At 51.3% G+C, this 26,363-nt stretch carries 27 protein-coding genes and 1 pseudogene; 6 read left to right on the top strand and 22 right to left on the bottom strand.

The features are described from left to right. Nucleotides 1-60: 60 nt before the first annotated feature. Nucleotides 61-1,767 carry a pectate lyase gene (locus tag A6301_RS02075; protein WP_205542529.1) on the top strand — a complete coding sequence of 569 codons (1,707 nt, stop codon included), beginning with the start codon at nucleotides 61-63 and terminating at the stop codon, nucleotides 1,765-1,767. 148 nt (nucleotides 1,768-1,915) lie between these two features. On the opposite strand, the gene A6301_RS02080 is transcribed toward A6301_RS02075, so the two are convergent. The 8 genes and pseudogenes from A6301_RS02080 to A6301_RS02115 form a co-directional block, all read right to left on the bottom strand. Further along, a complete protein-coding gene (locus A6301_RS02080) occupies nucleotides 1,916-3,037 on the bottom strand; it encodes an ABC transporter substrate-binding protein (RefSeq protein ID WP_107169590.1) in 1,122 nt (373 codons plus the stop codon). A gap of 566 nt (nucleotides 3,038-3,603) precedes the next feature. After that, on the bottom strand, nucleotides 3,604-4,332 hold the full coding sequence (locus tag A6301_RS02085; protein WP_234256989.1) for a carbon-nitrogen hydrolase family protein: 729 nt from the start codon (nucleotides 4,330-4,332) through the stop codon (nucleotides 3,604-3,606). Nucleotides 4,333-4,425: 93 nt separating this feature from the next. Next, the gene (locus A6301_RS02090; protein WP_234256990.1) at nucleotides 4,426-4,812 is read right to left on the bottom strand and encodes a hypothetical protein; all 387 of its coding nucleotides are present in this window, start codon (nucleotides 4,810-4,812) and stop codon (nucleotides 4,426-4,428) included. A 32-nt stretch (nucleotides 4,813-4,844) separates the two neighbouring features. Beyond that, complete coding sequence (locus tag A6301_RS02095; protein WP_234256991.1) at nucleotides 4,845-5,228, bottom strand: hypothetical protein; 384 nt, start codon at nucleotides 5,226-5,228, stop codon at nucleotides 4,845-4,847. Between the two features lie 106 nt (nucleotides 5,229-5,334). Next, the gene (locus A6301_RS02100) at nucleotides 5,335-5,592 is read right to left on the bottom strand and encodes a hypothetical protein (protein ID WP_133169864.1); all 258 of its coding nucleotides are present in this window, start codon (nucleotides 5,590-5,592) and stop codon (nucleotides 5,335-5,337) included. A 192-nt stretch (nucleotides 5,593-5,784) separates the two neighbouring features. Next, nucleotides 5,785-6,147 (bottom strand): hypothetical protein, encoded by a 363-nt coding sequence (locus tag A6301_RS02105; protein WP_234256992.1) that lies wholly within the window; start codon nucleotides 6,145-6,147, stop codon nucleotides 5,785-5,787. Nucleotides 6,148-6,235: 88 nt separating this feature from the next. Beyond that, nucleotides 6,236-6,625: a contact-dependent growth inhibition system immunity protein gene (locus A6301_RS02110; protein WP_234256993.1), complete on the bottom strand. Its 390-nt coding sequence runs from the start codon at nucleotides 6,623-6,625 to the stop codon at nucleotides 6,236-6,238. Nucleotides 6,626-6,814: 189 nt separating this feature from the next. Further along, nucleotides 6,815-7,238 (bottom strand): annotated as a pseudogene (locus A6301_RS02115) (hemolysin); the annotation flags it as partial. A gap of 116 nt (nucleotides 7,239-7,354) precedes the next feature. On the opposite strand from A6301_RS02115, the gene A6301_RS02120 reads away from it, so the two are divergent. Continuing rightward, nucleotides 7,355-8,026 (top strand): GntR family transcriptional regulator, encoded by a 672-nt coding sequence (locus A6301_RS02120; RefSeq protein WP_107169600.1) that lies wholly within the window; start codon nucleotides 7,355-7,357, stop codon nucleotides 8,024-8,026. Here the strand turns inward: A6301_RS02120 and A6301_RS02125 are convergent. Together A6301_RS02125 and A6301_RS02130 are read right to left on the bottom strand one after the other, a co-directional pair. Beyond that, nucleotides 8,023-8,445: a type III secretion system chaperone gene (locus tag A6301_RS02125; protein ID WP_234256994.1), complete on the bottom strand. Its 423-nt coding sequence runs from the start codon at nucleotides 8,443-8,445 to the stop codon at nucleotides 8,023-8,025. The two genes, A6301_RS02120 and A6301_RS02125, sit on opposite strands and share 4 nt — an antisense overlap. A 20-nt stretch (nucleotides 8,446-8,465) precedes the next feature. Further along, nucleotides 8,466-13,349 (bottom strand): AvrE-family type 3 secretion system effector, encoded by a 4,884-nt coding sequence (locus A6301_RS02130; RefSeq protein WP_234256995.1) that lies wholly within the window; start codon nucleotides 13,347-13,349, stop codon nucleotides 8,466-8,468. Between the two features lie 176 nt (nucleotides 13,350-13,525). Between A6301_RS02130 and A6301_RS02135 the strand changes: the two genes are divergently transcribed. The 3 genes from A6301_RS02135 to A6301_RS02145 all read left to right on the top strand — a co-directional run bounded on the left by A6301_RS02135 (nucleotide 13,526) and on the right by A6301_RS02145 (nucleotide 15,901). Next, a complete protein-coding gene (locus tag A6301_RS02135; protein WP_234256996.1) occupies nucleotides 13,526-14,974 on the top strand; it encodes a pectate lyase in 1,449 nt (482 codons plus the stop codon). A 1-nt stretch (nucleotide 14,975) separates the two neighbouring features. After that, nucleotides 14,976-15,299 carry a DNA-binding protein gene (locus tag A6301_RS02140; RefSeq protein WP_205542550.1) on the top strand — a complete coding sequence of 108 codons (324 nt, stop codon included), beginning with the start codon at nucleotides 14,976-14,978 and terminating at the stop codon, nucleotides 15,297-15,299. A 299-nt stretch (nucleotides 15,300-15,598) separates the two neighbouring features. Beyond that, complete coding sequence (locus tag A6301_RS02145; RefSeq protein WP_234256997.1) at nucleotides 15,599-15,901, top strand: hypothetical protein; 303 nt, start codon at nucleotides 15,599-15,601, stop codon at nucleotides 15,899-15,901. A gap of 89 nt (nucleotides 15,902-15,990) precedes the next feature. Here A6301_RS02145 and A6301_RS02150 read toward each other — a convergent pair whose 3' ends face one another. The 11 genes from A6301_RS02150 to A6301_RS02200 all read right to left on the bottom strand — a co-directional run bounded on the left by A6301_RS02150 (nucleotide 15,991) and on the right by A6301_RS02200 (nucleotide 23,281). After that, nucleotides 15,991-17,073 (bottom strand): harpin HrpZ family protein, encoded by a 1,083-nt coding sequence (locus A6301_RS02150; protein ID WP_107169606.1) that lies wholly within the window; start codon nucleotides 17,071-17,073, stop codon nucleotides 15,991-15,993. A gap of 145 nt (nucleotides 17,074-17,218) precedes the next feature. Beyond that, nucleotides 17,219-17,566: a type III secretion protein gene (locus tag A6301_RS02155; protein ID WP_107169607.1), complete on the bottom strand. Its 348-nt coding sequence runs from the start codon at nucleotides 17,564-17,566 to the stop codon at nucleotides 17,219-17,221. Next, entirely contained in the window at nucleotides 17,559-17,750 is a 192-nt protein-coding gene (gene hrpT / locus A6301_RS02160) for an HrpT family type III secretion system protein (protein WP_107169608.1), read from the bottom strand. The genes A6301_RS02155 and hrpT overlap by 8 nt, the downstream gene beginning before the upstream one ends. Before the next feature lie 27 nt (nucleotides 17,751-17,777). Further along, nucleotides 17,778-19,847: a type III secretion system outer membrane ring subunit SctC gene (sctC, locus tag A6301_RS02165; protein ID WP_234256998.1), complete on the bottom strand. Its 2,070-nt coding sequence runs from the start codon at nucleotides 19,845-19,847 to the stop codon at nucleotides 17,778-17,780. Beyond that, entirely contained in the window at nucleotides 19,840-20,274 is a 435-nt protein-coding gene (locus tag A6301_RS02170; protein ID WP_234256999.1) for a type III secretion system chaperone, read from the bottom strand. Before A6301_RS02170 ends, sctC begins: the two co-directional genes overlap by 8 nt. Further along, on the bottom strand, nucleotides 20,261-20,485 hold the full coding sequence (locus A6301_RS02175) for a type III secretion protein HrpF (RefSeq protein ID WP_009112566.1): 225 nt from the start codon (nucleotides 20,483-20,485) through the stop codon (nucleotides 20,261-20,263). The genes A6301_RS02170 and A6301_RS02175 overlap by 14 nt, the downstream gene beginning before the upstream one ends. A gap of 126 nt (nucleotides 20,486-20,611) precedes the next feature. Beyond that, nucleotides 20,612-21,211, bottom strand: coding sequence for a type III secretion system stator protein SctL (sctL, locus tag A6301_RS02180; protein ID WP_107169611.1), 600 nt, complete (start codon nucleotides 21,209-21,211; stop codon nucleotides 20,612-20,614). 36 nt (nucleotides 21,212-21,247) lie between these two features. Next, nucleotides 21,248-21,865, bottom strand: coding sequence for a type III secretion protein (locus A6301_RS02185; protein WP_234257000.1), 618 nt, complete (start codon nucleotides 21,863-21,865; stop codon nucleotides 21,248-21,250). Further along, nucleotides 21,862-22,629 (bottom strand): type III secretion system inner membrane ring lipoprotein SctJ, encoded by a 768-nt coding sequence (gene sctJ / locus A6301_RS02190; RefSeq protein WP_107169613.1) that lies wholly within the window; start codon nucleotides 22,627-22,629, stop codon nucleotides 21,862-21,864. Before sctJ ends, A6301_RS02185 begins: the two co-directional genes overlap by 4 nt. Before the next feature lie 6 nt (nucleotides 22,630-22,635). Further along, on the bottom strand, nucleotides 22,636-23,007 hold the full coding sequence (locus A6301_RS02195; protein ID WP_234257001.1) for an EscI/YscI/HrpB family type III secretion system inner rod protein: 372 nt from the start codon (nucleotides 23,005-23,007) through the stop codon (nucleotides 22,636-22,638). Between the two features lie 67 nt (nucleotides 23,008-23,074). Beyond that, nucleotides 23,075-23,281 carry a hypothetical protein gene (locus tag A6301_RS02200; protein WP_014915546.1) on the bottom strand — a complete coding sequence of 69 codons (207 nt, stop codon included), beginning with the start codon at nucleotides 23,279-23,281 and terminating at the stop codon, nucleotides 23,075-23,077. A 376-nt stretch (nucleotides 23,282-23,657) separates the two neighbouring features. Between A6301_RS02200 and A6301_RS02205 the strand changes: the two genes are divergently transcribed. Next, nucleotides 23,658-25,238, top strand: a complete 1,581-nt coding sequence (locus A6301_RS02205) for an EAL domain-containing protein (protein WP_234257002.1) — start codon at nucleotides 23,658-23,660, stop codon at nucleotides 25,236-25,238. 65 nt (nucleotides 25,239-25,303) lie between these two features. Here the strand turns inward: A6301_RS02205 and A6301_RS02210 are convergent, their stop codons facing one another. Then, complete coding sequence (locus A6301_RS02210) at nucleotides 25,304-26,323, bottom strand: sigma 54-interacting transcriptional regulator (protein WP_234257003.1); 1,020 nt, start codon at nucleotides 26,321-26,323, stop codon at nucleotides 25,304-25,306. Between the last annotated feature and the right edge of the window lie 40 nt (nucleotides 26,324-26,363).

Raw genomic sequence — 26,363 nt, forward strand, 5'->3', positions numbered from 1 at the left:
TTAACCAAACAGGTCCTCTTTATTATAGCTATGGATTAACACTCGTTACAGGTAGATAACATGAAAAGATTTACGCTATCGCTCCTTGCGGGCCTGGTCGCTTTACAGGCCAGCGCCGCGACACCAGACCGCCTCACCATCGTCAACCAATACGTTGACAACGTGTTGACGAAAGCCGGTGACCATTATCACGGCCAATCACCCACGCCACTGCTTGCTGATGGTGTCGATCCTCGCACCGGCAAACAGATGGAATGGATCTTCCCTGATGGTCGTCAGGCCGTGTTGTCCAACTTTTCCGCTCAGCAAAACCTGATGCGCGTGCTGGTCGGGCTCAGTAATCTAAGCGGTAACCCCAGCTATAAGCAGCGTGCCGAAGCGATTGTGAAGTATCATTTTCAACATTATCAGGATGAGAGCGGCCTGCTGATTTGGGGCGGCCACCGTTTCGTTGATTTAAAAACGCTGCAACCGGAAGGCCCCAGTGAAAAAGAGATGGTGCATGAGTTGAAAAATGCCTATCCCTACTACGATTTGATGTTCAGCGTCGATAAAGAGGCGACCGCGCGCTTTATTCGCGGCTTCTGGAATGCGCACGTTTATGACTGGAAGATCATGGAAACCAGTCGCCACGGTAAATATGGGCAAAAAATAGGTGCACTCTGGCAAAGTCCGTTCGAGCAACAACCGCCCTTCTTCGCGACCAAAGGCCTTAGCTTCCTGAATGCCGGTAACGATCTCATCTATTCCGCTTCCTTGCTGTATAAATACAATAAAGAAGAGGGAGCGCTAATCTGGGCAAAACGTCTGGCGCAGCAATATGTGCTGCCACGGGATAAAGCAACCGGACTCGGCGTGTATCAGTTTACGCAGGCGCTGAAACGCGACGAAACCACCGACGACGCCGATACGCATTCCAAATACGGCGATCGCGCTCAGCGTCAGTTTGGCCCAGAGTTCGGTCCAACTGCATTGGAAGGCAATATGATGCTGAAAGGACGCACCAGTACAATCTATTCTGAAAATGCGCTCATGCAGCTCCAACTCGGTAAAGATTTAGGGGCGGAAGGCAAAGAGTTGCTGACGTGGACAACCGACGGCCTCAAAGCCTTTGCTAAATATGCCTACAACGAGTCCGATAACACCTTCCGTCCGATGCTCGCTAACGGCAAAGATCTCTCCAACTATGTCCTGCCACGTGACGGTTACTACGGCAAAAAAGGCACCGTGCTCAAGCCTTATCCTGCGGATAACGCATTCCTGCTCTCGTATGCTCGTGCCTACACCGTTTCACCAGATGCTGAACTATGGCGTGTCGCACGCGGCATCGCTCGCGCACAAGGACTTGGTGAATTAGGTTCAGCACCGGGTAAGGACGTCAAAATTGATCTCGCAACAAAGAACAGCGATCCTTACGCCCTGTTCGCGCTGCTGGATCTGTATCAGGCGAGCAAAGTGAAGGACTACCTGTCGCTGGCGGAAAAAGTAGGCGATAACATTATCAGTACGCGTTATAAAAACGGCTTTTTCATGGCTGAACCCAACAGACAATATGCCGATGTCGACACCATCGAGCCTTACGCTCTGTTAGCGCTGGAAGCCACGGTACGTAATCAACCACAGTCCGTTGCTCCATTCCTGAATGGTGCAGGCTTCACCGAAGGCGGTTACCGCATGGAAGATGGTTCAACACGCGTGTCTACGCGCGATAACGAGATCTTCCTGCTGAATGTCGGCGAGACATTAAAGCCAAACAATAAGAAGTAAGCGTTAAGCCTCAATAGGCCAATGGCGGTTCATTGCCATTGGTCATCTCCTGTAGCCCTACCTAACGATTCATTGACAATGCTGCTCACATTAAGTGAGCAGCATTAATTAGCGTAATCATTCCAACAATCGGTTCGATCAGATGCTATCAGTTAACCAAAGGCACTGTCGGGCGTGGACCGAGCCAGCCTGGAGTGGGTTCCCCTTTTACCTCACCGATATACAGGCTCAGCTGTGCGCGAAAGCGCTCGACCGCACCGCGATCGTACATGAAATCGGCAAAAGCCTGCGGACGGGTATTGCGGTATTCCCAGATAGGTTTGTAACCCGCGGGTGGTGCAACGTCAGTACGTACCGACCACATCCGCGAAACCTGAGTCTGCGTTTGCGGATCGAGCAGCCAGCTTAGATACAACTTGGCGCTTTCGGGGTGTTTAGCCTGTTTGAGAATGGCGGCACGCTGCGCCCAGGAAACAAAAGGATCGGACTTCGGCAAAACAAAGCGGGTCACGGAATCCGCAGCCGGAACGAGCGCACCGGAACTGGTAAATGTCGCGCTGTATTTTCCCGTCGCAATTTCAACACCGGGCACGTTGGTGCCGCGTACATAGACCGGATCTTGTTCCTGTAATTTTTTAACAAAGTCCCAGCCGTATTTATCCACGACCAACTTATACCAGAACAGCACTGCATCATCGTCATTAGGATAGGCCAGAATCAAGTTGCCTCTTAGACTGGGACGAAGATAGTCATTAGCTTCACGCGGCCAGGACTTTTCATCCAGAAGCTGCGTGTTGACCAGATTGCTGAACGCGATGACATAGGCACCGATCCAGGCACCATCTGCATCACGAAATTCCGGGTAGATCTTGTCCCAGCCCCGTGGTTTGTAGTTCAGTAACACGCCCTCTTTTTTCCAGCGTGGATAATTTTGCACTGTTTGCAATTGCACCACATCAGGAACCAAAGCATCGGACGCCAGTTGGTTATCGATACGGGCATCATGGTATTTGCTGTAATCCACAATCACGTTCAACTTAATGCCGGGAAAACGCGTCTCAAACGCACGTTTGAAACCCGCTTGCTGTGACTGCACATCACCACCGGCATAGACAGTAACCGTACCGCCTTCGCTCAACGCACTCTTATATATTTGATCCAGCGAACGCGTCTCCAGCTCGACTGCCGCCTGACTTTGTCCGACGCTGAGCCCGGCCATCATAGCCAACATCAGCACTGTTTTCTTCAGGTACTTCCCAGTGTATTGCATTGTGATTTCCTTCACTTAATGAATAAAACCCGTGCCAAAAAACGACAGAGGTGAGCCGTTGAAGCGGCAACGGTGTAAACAGCGAATCGCGGCTAGACGACGCACAGGATTGGTTCGGCGATAGTCGATCGCCAAAAATAAAATCGGAATAGGAAGCGTATAAGCCTTCGGCATTACCTCTTATCCAAAGAAAAATACCCATACTTATAATGTGTCATTTGACCGTGAGTTTACAGGATTAAATAAAAACACATAGAGATAAAAAGTGAACAGTATAGTTAAAATTATTGAATGAATAAGATAGACGATTATTCTATTCAGCGCGAACCCAATATACTCGTCATACTTCAAGTTACATGTCCGTTGGCAGCACTACTCGGCATTCCTGAAAATCGAATTATTTAGAGTATAAAGATAGGAAGCCAGAGAAAATGGAATGAAATTATTTATCTTTTATAATGATTTTATATTTAATTATGTAAATTAAAAATTATATTCCTGTAATAATATTAGGATTGAAATAATTTATCTATTTAGACATTGAAATAAAAGGCTGAAAATAATTGTCACTCGATTATTGTTACCTTATCTGTTTCAGTATCCAGAATAAGCAAAGCTTCTTGTGTCGCGTTAGCCTGTATAAGAAGTTTGCCCTCACGATCCCAAATCGCCGACTGCCCTGCACAGATAAAATTATCGGCGTGGCCCACCGCATTCGCCATCAGGAAAAACATCTTATGCTGACTGGCGATGGTAGGATAATGTTCATAAGCCTGTATGACGCCAGTCGATGACTTTGCCACGCTCGCGACATACAGATCGGCTGCCAGATTTGCAGCCTCAAGTGCATGATCAGGCTGCAAAGACTCATAACATATCGCCGGCACCACTAATTCCTCTTCAACGCGCACCGTTGTCTGTTGCTTGCCTTGTTTAAAAAAAGACATTTCATCAGGATGAAGTAACTGCTTTGAATAAAATAACGTTTCTTTTTCCGGCTGAAAAATAACCATCGTTATTTTTATTCCATCGTTAAATCTGACGGGATAACCTGCTGCAATAAAAATCCTATATTCATCGCTCATAGATTGAAAGGTATAAATATTAACGTCATCAGAGGGCAATGCTAATGATTCAGCTAATGAGGGGACATAGCCGCTTAATGAGAGTTCAGGAAATAAAATGATATCAACAAAATTCTTCGCCGCCGTAATAACCATATCCTGATGCTTTTTTATATTTTCATCAACATTGCCAAGAATTGATTCCATTTGAGCGATGCAAATTTTCATCATGAATCCATTTCATTTATTTTAAGTGAACATTATAGATCTTATACCACGTATAAACTAAAAATTAAAATAAGAGTTTTTTATTTTTAACGATAGTCATTTATAGCTGAAGAATACATTTTCAGGCATAACATCAAGATAGTCGGGTAGCAGACCGTGGTCATCTAAAAACCGCCGATGCTGCGCAATAATCTCAAAAGCTTGCTGCAACGGATCTTGCATTTGCTCTGCTCCTGCAATCCACTGCTGGTTATGCAATAAGAATTCCGCCGTTTTTTTCAATTCCCCTATCGACCATTGATCGACAGGGTCATAAGTTTGCTCAAGCTCGGCAATATACGCTCGAAGCTCAGATAAATAACGCTGGAACAGGGCAATGTCAGCTACCGTGGCACAGGCCGTTCGATCAAAAAAAGCATTAAATGCCTGCTGAACCAACCCCCTATTCATATCGCTTTCATCCTTAATCCGTCTGGTTTTCACAATATATTCTACATCAAACGATGGTACGCGCTTTAGTACGATTGTAACTCATATTTATTTCCTGATTTCTTTTTTAAAATTCCAGACGTAACCATTTCATCTAATAACTCTTTTATTTCGTAATCATTACACAATGGAAAGTATTGAGGCAAACGCCACATATCAATTAACTTAGGATTTTTTATATCACTATTAACATCGACCGTCCTTACCGAGTGAGCGTCTTCTATTAAAAATTTAATGCCTTTCCCATGCTTAACAAAACGCCATTTGTCACCATTAACCAAAACACATCCTGTCTTAGGGAAATCCAACAACAACTCGAAATCTTTTATGTCTGGATACGCAATAAAGAAAGCCTTCATTAATTTATCTTGAAGCGAGATGAAATATAAAATTTCATTTTCAGTTATCATATTACCCCCCCGTTTTCGCAACTTCTTGTAAACGTCAGCTACTCTGGTTCATGTAATTCTAATTCAGAGCATCACGTAACTGAAACAATTTTTTTACAGCACCCCACTAGCCAATTTTATATTTCACACAAATATCACTTGCGGTTAAATTAAAACTAACCAACTGGTTATACTCATCCTCTGTAATTTCCACTTTTTGTTCTTCAGTACCATTACCGCCGGAAAAACAGGAAAAAATATACTGTTCTTCATTTATTTTCCTTACTACCCACCAATCATCGGTTGAGAACTCGTCATCTGTCAATGGGGCTTTTTTCGGGTATGAAAATGGTTTCATTGTGTAGTATTTATCCATATCATTCATTTTATTTACCACCATTATGTTTATTCAATTCACTCAACGGAAAATTTGAGTTGTATGAAAATCTGTCACACAGTAACACTAAATTCAAAGGACAGCACCTGATCCTTCAGGGTCCACGGTTGATCTGGATTGTGACAGAATAACTGATAAAACAAGCCAGACCTGTTAATAGTCAGAATTTATCATAAAATATTAGATTAAATCCTCGCCATTTAGAAGTACAACAACATTATTTCCCCCTAACTCTCGCCTGAATACATCGGCTATTTCAGAAGTATTCAACTCGGGGAAAGATTTGTCATTGACCGCAACTAAAAAATAGGACTTTGGTTCTTTTAAGCCAAACGACTCAGCAGTTAATAATTTAGATTCTTGGTTGTACTTTTCGATACGATCATCAATCAGTTCAAGTTGTTGGCGGCTTAAAATGACATGCGGTTCAAACATAAGGTATGAACCATCAAAGAGATGGCCAGTATTCTTCTTCACCATATCTAATCGTTCTTTCAGCGCATCAATATTTATTGATGAGTAACATATTATGTCAATTGACATTTACGCACCTTACTTTATTTTTATTGGCTTCCGGGCTGATCAATAACAATAATTTTATCTAATCTTGTTGGAGCCGAGATTACCTTATTTAAGATATGGATAGTTTCTCTATTTTTTCTATATCCATAACCAACTGAGCATCAAGGTTATTTTTATCTAATTGATTTAATAAAGAACTCACTCTCCGAAAACAAGGTAATGCAACTTTTATCTTTTCACTATTTAACGACGCTATAGACGATATTAATTGTCCATCATAATCATCTCCAGCCAGAGGGTTCTTCTTTAAAATAATTTCGGCTTTTGGTAGCACAGCGGCTAAAAACAGATCTTGCCTTATTGCTCGAGCAACATCACTAACATCTAACTCATCAAGAGAAATATCCAGAATACCACTAAACCATTCATCTAAAGATGAACGTTTATTTGGCTCATAATTGCTATTGCTAATCAATAATAACTCTCTAAATGTTGTCATATTTCGTGTGCCTTATTGTTAATTTACATTTTCTGAAGCAAGTTAAGATACCTCTGGGTGATGCCATCATTACCTATCATTTTCAGGGTAAGATCAAACTATGATCTGCCCCTGAAATTATTGCCACCTAATTATGCCGGGGTATTATTCGGCCATAATGGCGCGCGCGGCCAGTTCACCGCTGGAGACACCTAGCGCCCCGCCGATTTCACCAATCAGTTGCGCCTGTTTCAGACGTTTCTGCTCTTTCTCTTTGTTAAAGATCGAGCTGAGCGCATTGTTCGCCTGCTCAACATCACGGCTCAGCGTGGTGATATCCTGCACCTGCTTCGCCGTATCACGCAACAGCAGGCTACCCTCACTCACCGCCGCAGTGCTCCACCTTGAATTCGGCTTTATTGTTAAGCCCGTCCCAGCCGAGCGTCCCCGTTTCCAGCCGGTTTTTCTCGGCGCTGGCGGTGGAACCAATCACGGCAGCGTCAAGCTGAGTGTGCTCACCCGTTTTTATACCAAATCCGTCTTTACCGGCAAAGAACCCCGTCTGCTGTTGCACACTATCATAATTGCTGTGCATCTTGTCTTTACTGAGGCTGATATAACCGCTGTTGGTTACCATAGCCTCGTTGATGCATCATATTGTATATTAGCGCTTCATCACCGCGGACAGTTGCGGTATCAACCCATATCGCTATCTCATCTCATTACGCAGCACTTCTTTCTGGGGGAACAGTGAATTATCCAATCGGACAGATCAATCACAGCTATCTGGGTTCCAGCGTTTACACCATGCTGCGCGAGGCGTTAATTACCGGTCAGCTCAAACCGGACGATCGCCTAAGAATACGTGAGCTTGCCGCTCAGGTTGGCACCAGCGTAACCCCGGTGCGAGATGCGATCCTACAATTAGCGAAAGAGCAGGCATTGGTGCTCAAAACACCACGTGATATCCGCGTTCCCCAATTGACCGACGATCAATTTAAAGAGATCCGCACGCTACGGTTGGCACTGGAAGGTACGGGAGCCGAGCTAGCTGCCACGCACATTACCCCGAAGATGCTCAAGCAGATTGAAGAGAATATTCGCCAGAATCGTCTGGCGATTGAAGAGAAAAACTTACGCGAAGCATTACGGTTGAATAGCGAATTTCATCTGTTTCTGGCACAGGCAGCACGAATGCCGTTGTTGACGCAGTTTATTGGCAGTTTATGGATGCGCACCGGCCCGCTGATTGCGCAAGCCTATGCGCATTTTTCTGTGCAGATGGCGATCGAACATCACGAGGACGTTTTTACTGCGCTACAGCAGCGCGATGCCAGCGCCGCCCGACAGGCCATCCAATCCGACATTCTGGACGGCAGCGAAACGATGCTGGCCTTTATTGCTGTAGATCAGCAGCCTTAAGCCGCCATGAGCCGTGGTAATAGTCCGCGAATCAGCAGCCGGGTTTCTTTTACCTGGCTGATAAACGCGGGTAGCAGCGCGGTAAAGCTCGGCTCGTCCAGCGACGCGGCGGTGTGCTGAGTGCACAAACGCAGCGTCGAATTTTCATCCAGCGCCAGCCAGCATCCCTTCATCGCCGCCATCTCAAAATTGAGCATCAGCATAAGTTGGTACACCGATGTACCCACGTCCTTCTGAAGCTGCATCACGTCACTGTGCAATAACAATACACTGCTGCTGGCGGGCACTTCCAAAACCATCGCCTCCTGCCCGTCGGGTTCGCGCAGTGCGCAGATACCGTCCTGCAAACCCAGTTGAGTCCGGCTGAGTGCACCATAATGGCGTAATAAGCGGGTAATATGCTGCTGTGTTGGTGTCATGTTGTTCTCCTTCATCACGATTAGCTTTTCAGTTGCAGCCCTTCTTGCTGTAACTGCTGCAAGGCATTAGCGGTAGCGGGATTAGCTTTTGCAATCTCGCCGCTCAGCTTGTAGCTTTGCGGTACGGTTTGATCTTGCCCATAGCTGAAGCTCACACTGCCCAGCAGTTTATTCATGCTGACGCCCGCACTGCTTGAGGCGTTGATAATGACCGCGGGAGTATTGAACCCTTCACTCTTCTTCACCGTCTGCGAGACATCGATACTGGCGAGGCGTAAATTATTGCCGTCCTTAAACAGCGCAATGACATCATCCTTACCGTGCGTCTTGTTCTGGATGCCCTTTTCTATCTTTTCCCGCACATCGTCTTTCAGCTCCAATGTGACCGTTACCGAAGCACGATCGTTGTCCTGCAAGCGATTCACGATATCCTTCAATGCCGGGTTGTCCGCAATCAGTTGATTAATACGGTCGGCATTACTGGGAGGGAGCGAAGAGAACAAATGGTTACCGATCACCTGAAACAGTCCGTTCTCCGTCAGTTTGCTGAGATTGGTGTAGGACGTGGTGTGCTTAACGCTATCCAGCGTTGCACCATCACGCTGGGCGACATCCTGCCGCACGTTCAATTTTTGCAAACTCAGTAGCCCCTGATGCTGATCGTCGTTTTTGGCTGTTTTATCGGCGAAGTGTTCATTCAATATGGCCAACTGATCGTCTGGCTCCGCGATTTTTTTCACACCGTCAATCAACAACTGGCTGGCAGGATCGTTGAATGCGGCGTTCAGCGTCTTGGTCAACGCATCCATATCCTTTTTCTCCAACGGTTCGGCTTTCTTCATATCCAGACTAATCGATTGGTTAGTGCGCGAGTCCGCCGCTACGTTCACCCCGACGCTGGCTGAGGTGAAGAACGGGACGGAGCCATCCGGCGTGGTTCTGGCTGCTCCGGCACTGATCGTTGCGTTAGCCCCCATCGCCGCCTGATTCATGAAGCGCAAGCGGTTGTCGGATTCGGTGTAGGTGGTGGATTTCTCTCCTTGCGCGACGCTGGACGAGCTGGTGCCAGACAACACATTGGCACTCGCCGTCAGCCCGACAGAGCCACGTAATGTAGCGCTAGTGGGGGCCGCGCCTTTTTCTGTCAGGTTTATCCCACCGCGCAGTTCCAGTGCCGCATTGCTATCCAGATTGAAGCTAACCGTTTTTCCTGCCTTCACGCTGTGCTGCTCGCCTTTATCCAGCAGAGCAAGCGGATTGATCGTGCCGCTCGACAGTCCGTCAATAAAACCGGGCAGTTCTTCTTCACTGAGGGTAAAATTCAGGGCGTTTTGCTGCGCCATTTGCAGGCTGGCGGATATGCCGAATGACGCACGGACATCCGGTGCAAAGCTGTGTTTGCTGTTAATGTTTTGCGTCATCTGCGCCGAGGTTTTTCCTGTCAGATACTCGCTGACGTCATATCCACCGGAATAGCTCACTTTCCCGGTAATCCCGCCCGAACGCTCGAAGGCGACATTAATGCCGTTTTCGCCACGGGAAAAACTCAGGTTGTAATTCCTTTCGCCGCTGACACCGCCACCTGGCACCGGAGGGAAAGGAAGGGGCGTGCCGCTGACCACAAACGACATAGATGCGCCGCCGCCATAGGTCCGGTTAAAGGCGATGCTTTCGTTACTGTCCAACGACAAAACGGTCGCCTTCATTTTATCGATCATGGCCGCCTGCATCACGGTTTTCGAGGTTATGCTGACGGCATTCTCCTCTTTCCTGAACGCCTTCATAAAGGTTTTAACCGAATCGTAATCCGCCTCCAGCGATTTGTGATTGGTGAACCCCATATCCGTCATTTTCTTCACCGGATTGTCGCCATAATCCCCCTGCCGTAGCGCATTAAGCGCTTTCATCATCGAGGCCAACGCCGCCTCATTCGGCGAGGTGCCTGATAGCGCCCCAGCGCGGTCGGCCAGCTTGTGCAAATCGCCCAGCACCAGGGTATCCAGCACCAGCCGCGTTTTTGCCAACGACAGGACGTCGCTGGTATCTCGCTGTTGCCCAAACGACTCGCTATTTGGCTTTTGCGCTATCGGCGTTTTACTGTCTACAAAGGCTTTTATCAGCGTACCGGCGGTACTCGTTTTCGATGATGGGTGGCTCTCCATCGCTGCCAGCAGCACCGGAGCCAGATCTTTTTCTCTGCCGTGCACGCTGGTAGGCTTACCTTCTGTGTTCATCACACCGTTATCGCTCACCATGCCCTGCTGCCTGCCAATAAGCAGAGCTGCTTTGGCCGAGCTGTTTTCCAGTTCGGTCTGGAACTGTTTTAACAGGCTTACCAACGGCTTCCCTTGTTCCCCCAGATCCAGATTGTCGAGCTTAGTCGCCAGATCCAGCGCCGCGCCCTGCGGCTGGCTCGTCGTGGCATCCAGCTTTTTCAGTAATTCGGTCTGCATGTCGTAAACGGGTTTCAGACCTTCTCGGCCGCTGATGTGGTGCTGCACATGGTCGGCAAAGGTTTTTAGCGGTCGTGGTACTTCCATGGAGAACGAGACAACATGGGCTCTGAGCAAATCGGACAGTTTGCTTTTCACCTGCTGTGACTCTTCACCCGTTTTACCGAAAACCTGAACATCGGCTTTAACCGACACACCGGTCAGCGGTATTTTCGTCCCTTTTGTCGCCACATCGAGTCGGCCAAACACTGTTTCTGCCGCACGTGCTTCCGAGGGTAATGGCGCTTCCCCCTTCGGCACCGTCGTTTTCCATGCGCTCCCGTGTTGGGTGTGGAGTTCATGATCGTCATGCGCAACCTGCAAATGATGCTGCGCATCCGTACCCAGCGAATTGACTTTGCCCTCTGCTGGCGTCTTGACCGGCTGCCATTGTGCTTCATCATGGTTCGCAGCATTCTGCCAGTCGTCTTTCGGTAGCTGAAAGAGCTGTCCCGCTTTGTTCAGCGCGAATAACGTCTGCTGGTGATCCAGCGTGATGTCCTGTATCTCACCGGACAACCCATTTTTAGGCAGCGCCAGCGGCGGCGCGGCGGACTGATCCGTTCCCGGCTTGATCTGGTGAAAATGCAGATCGCCCTGTTTATCGACGACAATAAATTTATTGCGGTTGACCACGGCCATCGCCGATACGCCGTCGTCCTTGGCGATCCCAGGGAGCGCGGTGCCCGCAGACGGCGTCATACGCACCTGCGACAGCGCAAAAACGGTGTTGTCACCGTGCGTAAACGACGCTGATTTCTGATTGATGGACAGTGGCGTGATTTCGCCGTCTTTTAGCGTGTAAGCCTGATTGTCCAGCCCGCGCTTTAATTGGCTGGCTTCAACGCTGGATGCTTCCCAGTTTTTAGTATTGCCGTTGTAAAAATGGACTTTGCCGTCCTGTAGCCCGATTTGCCCCAGTCGACCCAGATCTACGGTGTCTTTTGCGGCGGGTGCCTCTGTGGTCAGACCCAGTTTATTATCCACCACCAGACTGTCGCTCAGGTTCCACCCCGGCATTGGTGACAGCCCATGTTGCCCCAGAGGCGCGACATGTTTTTGTCCCTGACGATCGGTGGCGAGTGCCTGCATCTGCCCATGTTCATCGTGGGCAAATCCGGTAATCAGGTGGTCAGTCCCCAACGCCGCATTGAGTCCAGATGTGCTGACTGGCGTTAAGGTGGCGTGCGGTTCTCCCGCCTCAGGCAACGGTGCGTGATAAAGCTTGCCATCATTATCGGCAACCAGCAGATGTTCAGCGGTTAATCCCACCGCTTTCGCATACACCGGTTCACCATTTTCCAGTTTAAGATCCACCGGCTGCGGCGCGGCATCCAGCGCACTCATCAGGTGTAATTGTGTCAGATGATCCTGCTCGGTCAGCACGGCCGATTGCCCGTTCTGGTTAGCGGAGAACGCCGTGATTTTATCGCTGAACGCTGATGACGCTATCCCCGACGACAAGTTACTCAATATGTGATCATCGTTGACCGCATACAGTTGGCCATCCCCCTGCCGCGATAATTGGCTATGGGGAACGTCGCTGTTTTGCTGCCAGACGCCAAATTCGGTATTTAACGAAAACAGCTTGCCGTCATGCAGGCGCAATGGCTCGCCCGCGCCTGAAGCCGAGTCGGGTTGCCGGTGGATGCCCGTCAATAGCTCGTGGTTCATCCGCCCAGATAGCGGCACACTCGTAGATTCGCCCGAGGTTGCTTTCAGAGAAATACGTTCCGGCGTGGAGTCCAGCTGTACGTTACTCGCGCTCAACTTGCCCGCTGGCATCGCGCTGCGGCCGCTGCTGTGGAGTGCAATATGCTGATTTTCATCGCTTTGAATAACGAATAGCCGCCCTGATTTGTCGGCTAACGCATGCTGTTGTTCGCCTGATCGCGCATCTTGATTTTCATGATGGGCAACGAACGGTTGGCTGTTTTTCCCTATGGTCTGTTGCAACAGCGTCGTCAACGCTTCCGGTAAACCTTTGCCAAACTGAAGCTTACCGTGGCTGTCCAGCGTGATATCGGATTTAGCCGCGAGCGTCTGGCTGCCGCTGCCGTTTATTTTGCTATCGGCATCTGCGGTGGAAGCAAAACGCGGCAAGCTCTGGATAGGCCCGCCCGACGCCAGCGAATCACGCTGCGTGCGCGGTGCGTTCTGACTCATGCCTTCCGACGAAAATAGCTCGCGCAACGTCGTTGAGCGTGCCCCCTGATTCTTCACCTGACTGCGGCTTCCCTGCTCCAATTCAGGCGGTTTGTTTTTATCATGCAAACCTTGCTGAATCAGGGATTGCGCTCCCTTCTGGCTCGCACTGGTGCTACTGCCCTGCGATAACGATGTTTTAGCTAGCGCGGCAGGTGCAATTTCCGAAATGGACAGACTGGGCTGAACATGCTGGATTTTCTGCATAACAAGTTCCAAGAGTGATGAAGTGAACGTGCCAGTTAAGTGGTCGTATTCCCCTTTCGGTTCCCGTCATCTTTCTCTCCCCCCAATCGGGAACCACATCACACCGCCCCTCACTTAATACGCAACAGACGTAAGCCTGTTAATAACCCATCACTATTCACTTTCAAGGAGATGTTATGGCTGATATGACGATTACGCTCAGCATACAACCCGGTGCAGGTCTGTCATCGACAGGTCTGAATTCCCCGCTTTCAGGCAGTAATGGGGGAATATCACCACGTTCCACGCAGCAAAATAGCCAATTGATGGAGGCGTTGGGGACGTTACTTAGCGCTCTCTTGCCCAATACCCAAGGCAATACGCCGTCATCAACCCATGGCAGCCCGATGAATCCATCTGGTGCCGGTAATGGCGGTAGTTCGGCATTAGGGCAAAACGGTAGCCCTACCGATATGCTGATGAAATTGCTGGAAGCGCTGATCCCTGGCAAAAATGGTCAAGAAGCGGGGAATCCGCTTTCTTCCGGTACACCGGGAGCAACTGGCGGTAACAACGGTGCCTCGCCGCTCGCAGGTTTGTCCGGTACTGGCGGTGCCGGCGGCGCACAAAACCCAGAAGATCTGAGCCGCTCCCTATTACAGGATTCAGCGGGCAGCGCATTAGATAATGCGATCAATCCCACGGAAGACGGCGGTGGACAACTGAGCGGCAACGAGCTGTTAAAAGCACTGCTGGAATTGATCGGTAATTTGATGGATTCACAGAAAGGTCAATTTGGTCAACCACAGGGTAGCGGACAATCACAAGGTGGCGGATCGCCGTCAACGGGCGCACCGCAGGCATCATCTGGTGGCGGCGGTGGTTCACCTGCCGCATTGTCTGGCGGTGGTTCACCGGCTGCACCATCTTCATCAGTCGGCGGTAACGGCGGTGCAGCGCCCGCCCCATTAACGGCTGCACCAACTGGCGTTGATGGCGGCTCGGCCACAGCGTCAACAGCCGGTGCTGGCCCGGTATCTTTCCCAACCGCCAGCGGTGATGCCACGGTGGTAAATGACACCATCAAAGTCGGCCCCGGTGAGGTTTTTGACGGCGGTGGCAAAACCTTTACCGCAGGTAGCAAGTTAGGTGACGGCGGCCAGGCTGAAGGCCAAAAACCGCTGTTTGAGCTGGCTCAAGGTGCAACGCTGAAAAACGTGGTGTTGGGTGATAATGCGGCGGACGGTGTACACGTCCGTGGTGATGCCAAAATTGATAACGTGCACTGGACCAACGTCGGTGAAGATGCGCTGACGGTGAAATCAAACAACGGCAAGCCTGCCAATGTGGAAATCACCAACAGCAGTGCTCAGGGCGCTGCCGATAAAATTTTCCAGTTGAACGCGGATGCCAACCTGACCATCGATAATTTCAAAGCGAAGGATTTCGGTACGTTCGTGCGCACTAACGGCGGACAACAGGGTAACTGGAATCTGAATCTGAGTAACATTGACGCTGAAAACGGCAAATTCTCGTTTGTGAAGAGCGACAGTGAAGGGTTGAACGTCAAAGGTAGCAATATCAACCTGACGAACGTCAATAATCACTACAAAGTACCTGACTCCGCCAACTTACAGGTGAATTAAGATGCCAAACACGATGACGTCGCCCACGCCAACCCGCTGGGCCGATATCGCCAGACAAGGCGGATACATCACACCTGTTCAACGTGAAGCGTTCACCCAGGCTATTCATCTGGTGAAAACACAGTTGAATACCGTACTTAACCAATCAGGAACGCGGCGGCAGGGTGAGTTCGAGTTCGATGCCTTTGTGGATTCGCTGGAGCAGGATTTCCTGCATCAGGCTGATATCCATACGCAGAATGGGTTACATAGCGACGTGGCACAGACCTCATTTTGGATCGCCCGTCTGATCGCCGATCGCTTTATCGCAGTACGTCAAATGTAATACTTGCGCCATACAATACTGGGGAAAAAGCCAGCCGGGGAAACCTGTGCTGGCTTTTTTTATCGTGATATTTGCCGCAAGCGTAATGCAGCACGATAAATCAAAGGTTATAGTCTTTTGCATCGCGCAGGATAATAGCGATATTTACGCTGCACACAGCGATGAACAATTCTTCAGGTATCCTTTCGTTTCTCAACAGAACGCCGTCAAACAAGCAGGAGGCATGAGGAACCACGTCGCCAGTTACTATTCTGGCGTAAGAAAGCTTTATCTGTCGTCATTTCATGGAGAAAATAGCGTTGAAAAAACTGACCAACAATATTAGTGAATGGCTCAATAATGAGAATGATGATGTCGAGTATATTTACGCTCTACATAACTTACTTTCTGGTTCAGTAGGCGCATACGGATATAAAAGTATCCCTGTTCCCAACGAGCATCATGCTGTGCATATCTCTTCCCCTAACCAGCCAGATGTCCTTATTTTGTCTTCGCAAAAAGCGATTGACGAATGCAAGCGACAACTGCGTGACATGTATTACGCAGAATATCCAGACATTGATTCTTGGTACAGGGATCGGAAAAATGCAGAAGATGAATAACGGCATTTAGCGGCGACATTGTTGCAGAAAGTCAAAAAAATGCCGGACACATTACGTGACCGGCATGATGGATTTGAATCCCCACGGTTTTAGCTGGAGAGCTTTTGCAGCCCCATATTGACAATCCGATCGCCGATCATCGCCGCGTCAATACCTAAAGACGAGCCGCCATTACCGCGCGCACTCAGGTTAGTGTTCCCGGTATCACCGGCTACTGCGCTTTTGATCATACCGACCGCCTTCATGAATTTATCCATGCTGCCTTTGGTCATGCCGTCGTCATCTGGCTTGCTCAACGCCTTAGCCCAGGATTTGTCATCTTGTTTCGCCGTCTGCCAGTTATCTTTCTGATACTCGGGTTTGCCGAAGACTTCAGGATACTGGTCCATAAACTGACCGATTTCTTTTGCCATTCCTCGGTCTTCTTTATCCACGAAATAACGCGTCGGACTGTCATTGTGCGTGCTGATGTTGTTCAACTCCTGCAAACCCGCTTTTTGTCCCACGCTCATCCCCAGCGTGCTACCCAGTTGATTGAACGCGCCTGCACCACTCAAGCCTTGCAAACCGTTGTTACCCAGTTGCAGCGGTGAAGTTTGCCCTTTCGCCTGACTTAAGCCGTTACCCAAAATGGCGGACAAAGCATCATTAACGCCCTGCGTATACGCCGAGATCTCCGGTGATGCCGGCTGTTTGTTGCCGAAAAGCCCACCCTGCTGCTGTGACATCCCGCCGCCCAGCAGATCTTCCAGTGCGCTAAACAACAGGCTGCCCATCATGGCCGATGGATTCATGGCATTCATACCGGCACCCAGCGCCCCGCCCAAGCCACCGCCGAGTGCGCTTCCCAGTCCACTGCCAAGGCTACTGCCGAGACCGCCACCCAAGCCACCGCCTAGTAAACCGCCACCGAGTCCGCCTAGGCTACTGCCTAAACCACCGAGCCCACCGCCCAGACCGCCACCCAGGCCCCCCCCCATCATGCTGCCCATGAACATCATGGTTGTCATGATATCGGACAGCTTTTCTGCGATGTTGCTACGCTGGCCACCAAACGCTGACTGAGACGACGAGCCGCCATTCTGTGAAGACTGAGATTGAAATAAACCGCCGTTACCGCCCGCTTTGATTGTGATTTGCAACGACGTCCCGCCACCAAGAGAATTAAGCATAATGTTTCCTCAATAAATAAATGGAGTATGAAAGCGCCAATAGATTTGCGGTCAGCCCGCGTGATTGTGACACTCCCCCATTAAGTGATTTTTTGGCTAGCGTGGTTCCCATTACAGGCACGGAAACACGTGATTTATTCAGGGTTCAGCGCGGCGGAAGCCCCGCTAAACGCCACAGTGCCTCTACCGCCCTGGCGGGCTCGGCAGAGGGAGATAGAATGTGGTGTAACCGCAGATTTTGTTGGTCATCCAGACTCAAACCGCATGCCGACAACGCGTCGGCCTCCAGAAAGCGGCGTTGTAATATTTGTCGCAGCATGCCGGGATAATGTCGTGCAGGAGCCAGCGTCAAGACGATCGCCGCCTGCCGCGCCGACACCGTCGTAGACCACAGCGTGACACCCGGCTGGATTCGCCAACAGACCGTCGGCACGGTGTCCAGCGCCATGAGAAAGTCATGCTGATTGTCGAATACTTCCGCAGGTTTATTCATCCACGCTTACCCTGCTGTAATCCGTCGGGCCGCTGCGTAAGTCAGGCTGCCACCAGATAATGAGCTGGCGCGTTTCCGGCTGCGGACGGCAGGTGACAGACGCGCAGTGAGTCGCCTGCCGCGGCGCGTTGCAGGCACTCAATAAGAATGCAATGAGCAACACTGACAGCGTTTTCTGGTTCATAAGCATCTCCTGTAGCGGATGAGGTTATCATTTTGATATCAGTACGTTGCGTCGGGCAGGCTGAGGCGTTAACGCGGGCTGCAAAGCCAGAAACACTTCGCTGGACTCCCCCGGTGCCAGTGTTGTTTTCGGCCATACGGCCACCGCTAGCGTGCGGCTACTGGCGCAGGCGGCTTCATCAAAACGCTGTGGCTGCGTTCCACCATTACGCACCACCCCGACACTCAGGCGTACCTGCCCGTTGCCATACCATTGATAGCGAGAACTGTCATAGATCAGACCCGACTGCGAGCGGCACACGTCGCCCAATCGCGTACCTTTGTCCTCAGCCTGAAATCCTGCGGGAAGCTGGCGGCTGGCAAGGTCGCGAAACGCGCCTTCAATCAGGCTATAGAGATCCGTTTTGCCGTTGCGCTGCGCCACGCGGTTCATGGCACCGTTCAGTTGCTGGCGATTGGCGGAGGATACATAGCGAGTAGGATCGGTTTGATCGCCGACAAGATGCGGCGTAAGAATGAACAGGCGTTCACGGCGAGAGACTTCATGGCGCGTCGAGGTAAACAGTTTCCCCAGCAGCGGGATATCTCCAAGGATCGGAATGCGGCGATCGCGATCGCCACTTTCCTCAACGTGAAAACCACCCAATACCAGCGCTCTGTTTTCACCAATCAGCGCCTGCGTACTGACAGTTCCTCGCTTCACGCCAGAGGCTTCCCCCTCACGCCCCGTCTCAACCTGACCGTCTTCGATATCGATAACCAGTTGGATGCTGCGCTGCGCCCCTTCACCGACCACCCGCGGCGTCACTTGCAGGCTGGTGCCCGCCGTCACGGGTTGAATATCCGCGACACGTTCGCCCGTCGCCGTGATGAACGCCGTGCGACTGAAGTCGACAATCGCGGGCTGATTTTCCAGCGTCAACACAGAAGGGTTGGCGACGATGGAGGCCGTTCCCTCTCCCTCTAATGCCTGAATATCAGCAAAAAAGCGTTTGAAATCGCTGACAAATAGCGTGCTTCTCCCCATCATCATGGTACTGCCCGCACTCACATTGCCGAGCTGCGCCTGCCAGTTCGCTTCCAGCCGCGACAGCGCGGTACGATCCACGTCCAAAATAATGGCATCAATGTTGACCAGATTTTGCGGTACGTCGATATGGTCAACGAGCTGCTGATACTCTGCCCGACGTTTTTCATCATCCCTAATCAACAACGCGTTATTGCGTACATCGGCAGAAATTTTACCGCTTAGTGCCATACGCCCGCCCTCCCCAGCGTTGCGTTTCGGACTATTGCGGGTTGCCAACTGCGTCATCAGCGAACGGGTACTATCCCGCATGGCTTCCATCCCCGTATCCGGCTGAACCGGCACAGGACCGGATGCCCCTGCGGGTGCCGTTCGCTGGCCATCCATTAGCTCATTGAGGATCGTGGCGACGCCCGGAATCGTCACCTTCTGATCGCGGTATTGCAGTGACCGATCGGATACTGAGGCATAGCGCAGCGGAAAAATCATCACCTTACGCCGCTCGTCCTGCTTTTCCCGCTGTTGGCTAAAATTGCGGATGAGATCGATATACGCCTGCGGCCCGGTAACCAGCACTACGCCCTCTTCGGGTAACTCTCCCCAGCCGAAGCGCGAATCGAGCAGTCCGATACCGCTGAGCGCCTGTTTGATATCGGGCGCGGCATCCGGGGAGATTTCCAGCCGCACCGATGCTTGTTCATCCTGCGGGCTGACATACAGCGCATTGTTATACACGAACCACTGAAAACGGTGCTCCAGCGCGAGCCTGTCGAGAAACAGCGCAGGATTATCCGCGCGGATTTTTGCCGTCACCTCATTGTCCGCAATATTCCCCAGCACCAAATCCACGCCGTGGCTATTGGCGAAATCCGTCAGAATCGCCGATAACGGTGTTTGTTCAGCAGAATACGCATACGCTCCCTTATTCCAGTCGGCTGGCGTAGCGGCGTGCGCCAGCGACATCATCCCGTTCACGGGGATCATCCCGATCAGCACTACCGCCCAGCAAAACCAGCGATAGAACATCAGTAAAACGCGATACGATCCATTACGCATCAATCCCTTACGCATGTCGTTCTCCTTGCAAAAAAGCCAGCGTGCTCAGATTAAGTGGGGCGGGAACGGGTGCTTTTGTGTGCCGCGTAAGCAGGCTCAACCAGACATCCCGTTGATTAAGTAAGGTTTCCAGACTGCGACACAGCTGCATGACGTCATCGGCATCGGGTCGCATCCATAGCCAAAACTGCTCATCCTGTGGTGAGAGCGAAAGCACGGCAGTCTCCTCCTGAAACTGTGCGTGGGCGGCATCGGCCAACTGGAGTGCGCGCACCAGCAGAGACTCATCCGGCAAGGTAGGCAGTGGAATGGCAGCGCTGCACGCTACGCCCGACGACTGCCGCACCACCGCCACCGCGCCGCCATCAATCACCAACTTCAACATCGATGTTCCGCCGTTTAACCAGCGTTCCAGCATCGCGACCAACTCAGTTGAAGTCATTGATGATGGCCTTTGCCAAACCGTGTTTAACGCTCAACAGTTGCCCGACCGCCCAACTGGCATTGGAATAATCCATACTGGCTTCAAAAAAGGCGTAGCTATCCGCCTGGCTGGCACCGCCTTCCGCAACATTCAGCGCAATATCATCCAACTGTTGCTGCGAATCGACCAAATGCGCGTCAAGGCGACGCTGAATGGGGTTAAGGGACATAGCACTCTCTCCTCATAAGGTATTTTCCTCACAAAACAGGTTTCGATCGTTAACCTAATATTTGGGTCATTGACCTGATAGTGAGTGGTTAACCCCAGCGTGCAGTTCCCACAGCAAACGAGGATTTCACCTGACGGCGGAAGGCTCAGGAGGAATGAGCTGCTGTGTTGCCTGCCGCCAGCTCAGTGACATCACACCATGCGCCGTCATCAGTTTCATCGCATCGCTATCCAGCGCTTCATCGCCGGCAAGACGCCACTCCAGATGCGCATGCACATCCAGCCAGTTCCGCACATCGGTAAGCTGGGCGGGATGGCAGTACAGCGTTCCCCGACTCTCACCCTGCTGCTGTTTCAATAACTGGCGCAGTAAGGCGTAGTGGCGCGACGGTGCTGGTGTTTTATCCAGTAACTGCGCCAGCGCATCGCGCAGCAACTGTCCAGCTTGCGTAATCATGATTTTCTCCAGGTGCATGCGATCTTGCTGAATGCCTTGCAACAGCGCATTTGCCTGCTGCCAAAATTCCGCTTCAGCCTGTTCTACCGCCTGCTCGCAGAGCGTTCGCGCACGTTCGTGCGCCTGTGCCACAATCGTATCGGCCTGCACCGTGGCTGCTTCCCAGAGCGTCCGGCTACGCCGATGCGCCACGACCCGCGCCGCGGGAATAATCACCGTTTCATCCCGACTTGCACCGGGTAATGTCACAAACGTCTTCGTCGTCAGCATGCGTCGTCCTTAGCAACGTGAATAGATATGGGAGGGTTATGCAGGTACAGAGGCTTTCCAGATAAGCGCCTCACACAGCGCATTTAGTCTGGCTGCGGGTAATGACATCGGCGGCGCGCTGCGATGATCTTCCCCATCGCGCGCCCAATCCCGTGGAAACAGCAGCCGCAAACGCGGCCAGCACGCCTCACCATAGCGAATACGCAGTAACAGCAACGCGTCCTGATAGGACACCGACGGCGAAGCAGGAAATGTCACTGGTGCCGGTAGCCACAACCCCGGCCGCAACGCTTTTGCCAGCCGCTCACACCATATACCCTCTGCGTCAGCGCAATCCGGGGTACGTGTGGGCTGGCAAACCCGTGTCATCAGGCGCAATACCGTTTCCCGCTGCGCCGTATCCAGCGCGCCGATCTGCATCAGTGAGGTAAGCGGTTCCGGCGGCAGCACCACAGGCAGAGAAAAATAGCGATGAAGCTGCACGGTATTCACATGCAGCCAATTACGACGCGGTGGCACATCGGGTAACGTCACCTTATCACGCCACCAACTGGGATCAGCCTGTAACAGGCAGTCCTCCACCCACCAGGTCAGCCACGCCAGCGGTGTGATATCACCCGACTCGTGCCTCCCACTTTGCGCTTGTGTTGTCATTGTGACGACGGCACCTCCGCTTTCTTCTGCTGCCACCGTCGCAGGTAAGGCATGCCTACGCGCCAGCCTAATAGGCCGGCCAGCATCAGACCAAACAGCGCTGCGCTCCACTGCCAGCGCTTCATCTCATCCGGTGTGAGCGTGAAGGGTCCCAGCGTGACAACCGGAATGATGTCCTGATACGGCTCTGCCGGAACAAAGACGATAGCCAGTTCTTTATCATCCTTACCCGACAGGCCGGGAATGCTGCTGGCAACCATACGACGGATACGTGGCTCCATCCCATCAGGTTCCAGCTCGGCGCGGTATTTGATAAATACGGCGGCCGAAGCGGGCTGGACGGGCTCGCCGGGTGCGATACGCTCCGGCAACACCACATGCACCCGCGCCACCAGCACGCCATCAATCTGCGCCAGCGTCGCTTCTACCTCTTGTGATAGGGCGTAGATATAACGGGCACGCTCTTCCAACGGTGTTGAGATCACCCCACTTTTCTGGAAAACCGCCCCCAGATTGGTGCGCGATTGTTTCGGTAACCCGGCGGCATTGAGAATATTGACTGCGCGCTCCATATTTTTTGCATCAATCACCAGCGTCACACCGGTTTTGTCTACCCGTTTCTCAGCACCGATCTGATAGCGACCAAGCATCGAAATCGCCTCGTTGGCATCATTTTCCGACAGCCCGCGATTCAGCTCAATCGGCTCGCCGCAGCCAGCCAATAGCCCGATCAGCAGAAGAAGGACTCGCTTATCGATTTTCATAGGCCGCTACTGTAAGTTGGTGAGTTTTTCCAGACTTTGCACACTTTTCGCCACCAGTTTGGCGCTCAGCAGGCTTTCCAGATAGAACGACGACAGCGTTCGGGTCGCATCCAGTACGTCCTTAGGATTATTGGAGCGCATCGACTGGCTGATGTCGCGTTCGGCAGATTTGAAGACGCCGTTCAGCCCCTGCGATTTTTCCGCCAGCGCGCCCAACCACTGACTGTTGCCACGTTCTGCCGTCAGCGGTGTCGACGACAGCGCCGCGCTAAACCAGGAAACGTCCTGATCATTGGCGGAAAAGGAAAAGGACGTGCTGCTATCTGCCAGCGGTGCCTCCCCCGACTGGGACAGCGCACTGGCATGGTTGATTTTCATGATATGGATTCCATCGCAGACAGGATAAAATAAAGCCGGAGCATGGCTCCGGCTCGTTGACTCACAATCAGAACTGGATGGCTTTCGCCGCTTTCTGTCCAGAGTTCAGTGACTTGGAAGCAGAGTCCATCTGACCATCCAGAATGGAGTTTTCGGTATCTATCGCCATTTTCTGTGCCTGAGCGCCTGCGGCACGCGTTAGAGAACCGGCCATCGCGGTATCCAAAGTCTGAGATGCCGCCTGAGATGCAATCTGGGAAAGTCCAAAGCTCATATATATCTCCAAATAGTATGAATGTTTACGGTAGTGAACTGTCATGCTGTACACACAGTCATCTTGTTCATTCATTAAGTAGAGATCGGGCTGAGTGAGTTCCCGCAGAAAAGTAATTCTTTCTGAAATCAGGTTAAGGGGAAGAACTAGCCTGTTTTTATCAATCTTTCCTGCCGTTAGCTGTGGAGAGTTTTCCTTTAAAATAATCATGACGGTGATGACTTCTGCTTAAAGGTCACTCGTTGTTTATGATGTGCAGGAGCGTTACGCCATACCACTTATAAAAATTAATGGCGGATAAACGCTATATCGTTGGCAAGGATGCGATAGTTGAACCCATGCCGTATTCTTTCCGTCACGCAGCCGGATGATCGCTATGCTCGCCTTAACTACCAACACCGGATTATGGTTCAGACTTGTTTTTGTTTCGTTTGGCAGCGCATTGCTGGCTCTGTTTATTGGGCAAGGAGTTCTCGCCAGGCTAGAGCAAACGCAGTTACTGCGCTATAGCCAGGACGTGCTTAAGCAGGGAGCCGCTGTCGCGAATGAAGGCAGAGAAACCATCAACCGTGTGCTGACGCTGAATAACGCGCCCTGTTCCAACGCCGATCTGAAAGAGTTACGCCTGCTCTCTTTTTATTCTGTCTATCTGCGCGATATCGGGCGTATCAAGAACAACTACCTCATCTGTTCTGCGGGCTGGGGTATTCTCAACCCACCGATTTATCTGCTACCGCCGAACCTGACAACGCCCGACGGCGTGCAACTGTGGACCGCAATGAAAGACGTGGTTGACCCACGTATTACCGCAGATATGGCAAGCCTCAACGATGTCGTCACCGTCACCGCCGCCGCCGCATTTCGCCGTTTTATCCAACCGCCAGCCGGATACAGCGCCGCGCTAACAACCCGTAATTTGGGCCATATCTATCAAATGTTTGGCGACATCGACCTGTCGACGTTCAAACAGGCACAGCAGGCGAATAATGCGTGGTTAACCATGGGAAAACGTCAGACGTTTTCCTGTGAGTCAAACCGAGATATCTGCGTACTGGCTCAGTTAGATTCCGCGGGAATCCTGTATCGTCCCTGGTATATCATCGCCGCGTTGTTTTTTGTCGGGGCGCTCATCGGTGCCAGTTTTACCCTGTCCTATCAGCTCTACTACGATCGGCACCAGGCCCTACCATCGCAGCTAAAACGTGCGATCAAACATCAACGGTTTCAGGTTCATTATCAACCGCTCATCAGCTTGCCGCAGCGGGCTATTATTGGCGTAGAAGCGCTGGCACGATGGAAAAACGAACGCGGCGACAACGTATCACCGGAATATTTTATCAATATTGCGGAAGAGATGGGCTATCTCGCGGAGCTCACCCGCATCATTACGCGTCAGGCATTGCGCGATATGCAGCCTTACCTCACACGGGAAACGCCTTTTCTGCTCAGTATTAATTTGTCGGTAATCGATATTGTTTCGCCAGACTATCACCGCTTCTTGCAGCAGATGTGCGACGAAATGGGGATAGACAGAGCACGTATTATGTTAGAGCTGACTGAACGTTCGAGTACGTCTCATCAAACGCTGGCGACTGGCCTTCAGGCATTACAGCATGCGGGCTATAAGGTCGCGCTTGATGATTTCGGTACGGGGTATTCCAATCTGGATTATCTGAGCCACTTATCATTCGATATGATTAAGATCGATAAGGTTTTCGTCAGCGCCATCGGTACGGACTCGGTTAATGCTGCCATGGCAGACCTGCTCTTCACCCTGATCAAAAAACTGGATGTCTGCGTGATTATCGAAGGCGTCGAAACACGGGAACAGGCCGCCTATATCCTGGAACAGTGTCCTTCCGCCATTATACAAGGGTGGTATTTCGGTAAAGCGGTCGCGTTGCACGATCTGCCGGATAGCCTCCACTATCAGTGCCCGCCGATCGAAAAAACGTAATCTCGCCATTGGCCCACCGTCATCATTCGCGGTGAGCCAGTTTTTAAACAGCCGCTATCAGGCCATTATGTCTGACAGGGTTCCCCACCCCCTGCACACGCCTCTCGCGCCATCACATTCAACACTTTCAGACGATGGTAGAGCGTACGTTTTGGAATACCCAACTCCACAATCACATCGTCAATACAGTGGCCATGACGGCGCAGCGCATCCTGAATCAGAAATTTTTCAATCCGCTTTAAACGATCTTTCAGTTGCAAAGGACGGGGATGCAGCAGCGGCTGAACTTCCGCCAGGGGCGACAGCCCCAGAGCCCAGCGATCCGCTGCCGCTTTCAGCTCGCGGATATTGCCCGGCCAGCTATGGGTCAGCAGCTGTTCGTAAATTTCCGCCGTCATTGGCGGCAATGTCATTCTCAGGCGTACCGCCGCTTCCTGACTAAAACGCTGGAACAATGGCAAGATGAGATCGCTGCGGGAACGCAGCGTCGGCAGCTGAATCTTTACCGTATCCAGACGGAAATAGAGATCGCGTCGAAAGAGCCCCTTTTCTACCAATTGCAGCAGCGGCGTTTGCGTCGCCACAATCACGCGCATATCCACCGGTGTAAACTGCGTACTCCCCAGCCGTTTGACGCCGCGGCTTTCCAGCACGCGTAGCATCTTGGCTTGCAATGTCATGGGCATGCTGTCGATTTCATCCAGAAACAGGATTCCCTTATCCGCGCTTTCCAGATAGCCGGCGCGGGAACGGCTAGCGCCGGTATACGCCCCTGATACCACGCCAAACAGTTCGCTCTCAGCCAAATTTTCCGGCACGGCGGCACAGTTCACCGCCACCAGAGGGCCACTGCATTGGGAAAGTCGATGAATCCGATTCGCCAGCGTATCTTTCCCGGTCCCGGTCTCGCCTTCAAGTACGATGTCGACATTGAGAGGAGCAATAACATTGACGATAGGCAACAGCGATGAGTGAATATCATCCGTTGCGTGTGAAGTATATTCCGATGATGAGGAAGCACATTCTACTGCTGGCCTTGCTAATGATGAATAGCGCTGTCTGTCCTGACGGTAATGATTATTCATTGACGACTCCTGGGCCCAAACGGGCTAACTGACTGCCTTC

Origin of the sequence: Pectobacterium sp. IFB5596 (assembly GCF_021432585.1) — a bacterium.
Lineage (GTDB): Bacteria > Pseudomonadota > Gammaproteobacteria > Enterobacterales > Enterobacteriaceae > Pectobacterium > Pectobacterium punjabense.

Coding starts and splice junctions, on each gene's coding strand:
- A6301_RS02075 (WP_205542529.1), top strand. CDS start 61: ATGAAAAGATTTACGCTATCGCTCCTTGCGGGCCTGGTCGCTTTACAG.
- A6301_RS02080 (WP_107169590.1), bottom strand. CDS start 3,037: ATGCAATACACTGGGAAGTACCTGAAGAAAACAGTGCTGATGTTGGCT.
- A6301_RS02085 (WP_234256989.1), bottom strand. CDS start 4,332: ATGATGAAAATTTGCATCGCTCAAATGGAATCAATTCTTGGCAATGTT.
- A6301_RS02095 (WP_234256991.1), bottom strand. CDS start 5,228: ATGATAACTGAAAATGAAATTTTATATTTCATCTCGCTTCAAGATAAA.
- A6301_RS02100 (WP_133169864.1), bottom strand. CDS start 5,592: ATGAATGATATGGATAAATACTACACAATGAAACCATTTTCATACCCG.
- A6301_RS02105 (WP_234256992.1), bottom strand. CDS start 6,147: ATGTCAATTGACATAATATGTTACTCATCAATAAATATTGATGCGCTG.
- A6301_RS02110 (WP_234256993.1), bottom strand. CDS start 6,625: ATGACAACATTTAGAGAGTTATTATTGATTAGCAATAGCAATTATGAG.
- A6301_RS02125 (WP_234256994.1), bottom strand. CDS start 8,445: ATGACACCAACACAGCAGCATATTACCCGCTTATTACGCCATTATGGT.
- A6301_RS02130 (WP_234256995.1), bottom strand. CDS start 13,349: ATGCAGAAAATCCAGCATGTTCAGCCCAGTCTGTCCATTTCGGAAATT.
- A6301_RS02135 (WP_234256996.1), top strand. CDS start 13,526: ATGGCTGATATGACGATTACGCTCAGCATACAACCCGGTGCAGGTCTG.
- A6301_RS02140 (WP_205542550.1), top strand. CDS start 14,976: ATGCCAAACACGATGACGTCGCCCACGCCAACCCGCTGGGCCGATATC.
- A6301_RS02150 (WP_107169606.1), bottom strand. CDS start 17,073: ATGCTTAATTCTCTTGGTGGCGGGACGTCGTTGCAAATCACAATCAAA.
- A6301_RS02155 (WP_107169607.1), bottom strand. CDS start 17,566: ATGAATAAACCTGCGGAAGTATTCGACAATCAGCATGACTTTCTCATG.
- hrpT (WP_107169608.1), bottom strand. CDS start 17,750: ATGAACCAGAAAACGCTGTCAGTGTTGCTCATTGCATTCTTATTGAGT.
- sctC (WP_234256998.1), bottom strand. CDS start 19,847: ATGCGTAAGGGATTGATGCGTAATGGATCGTATCGCGTTTTACTGATG.
- A6301_RS02170 (WP_234256999.1), bottom strand. CDS start 20,274: ATGACTTCAACTGAGTTGGTCGCGATGCTGGAACGCTGGTTAAACGGC.
- A6301_RS02175 (WP_009112566.1), bottom strand. CDS start 20,485: ATGTCCCTTAACCCCATTCAGCGTCGCCTTGACGCGCATTTGGTCGAT.
- sctL (WP_107169611.1), bottom strand. CDS start 21,211: ATGCTGACGACGAAGACGTTTGTGACATTACCCGGTGCAAGTCGGGAT.
- A6301_RS02185 (WP_234257000.1), bottom strand. CDS start 21,865: ATGACAACACAAGCGCAAAGTGGGAGGCACGAGTCGGGTGATATCACA.
- sctJ (WP_107169613.1), bottom strand. CDS start 22,629: ATGAAAATCGATAAGCGAGTCCTTCTTCTGCTGATCGGGCTATTGGCT.
- A6301_RS02195 (WP_234257001.1), bottom strand. CDS start 23,007: ATGAAAATCAACCATGCCAGTGCGCTGTCCCAGTCGGGGGAGGCACCG.
- A6301_RS02200 (WP_014915546.1), bottom strand. CDS start 23,281: ATGAGCTTTGGACTTTCCCAGATTGCATCTCAGGCGGCATCTCAGACT.
- A6301_RS02205 (WP_234257002.1), top strand. CDS start 23,658: ATGCTCGCCTTAACTACCAACACCGGATTATGGTTCAGACTTGTTTTT.
- A6301_RS02210 (WP_234257003.1), bottom strand. CDS start 26,323: ATGAATAATCATTACCGTCAGGACAGACAGCGCTATTCATCATTAGCA.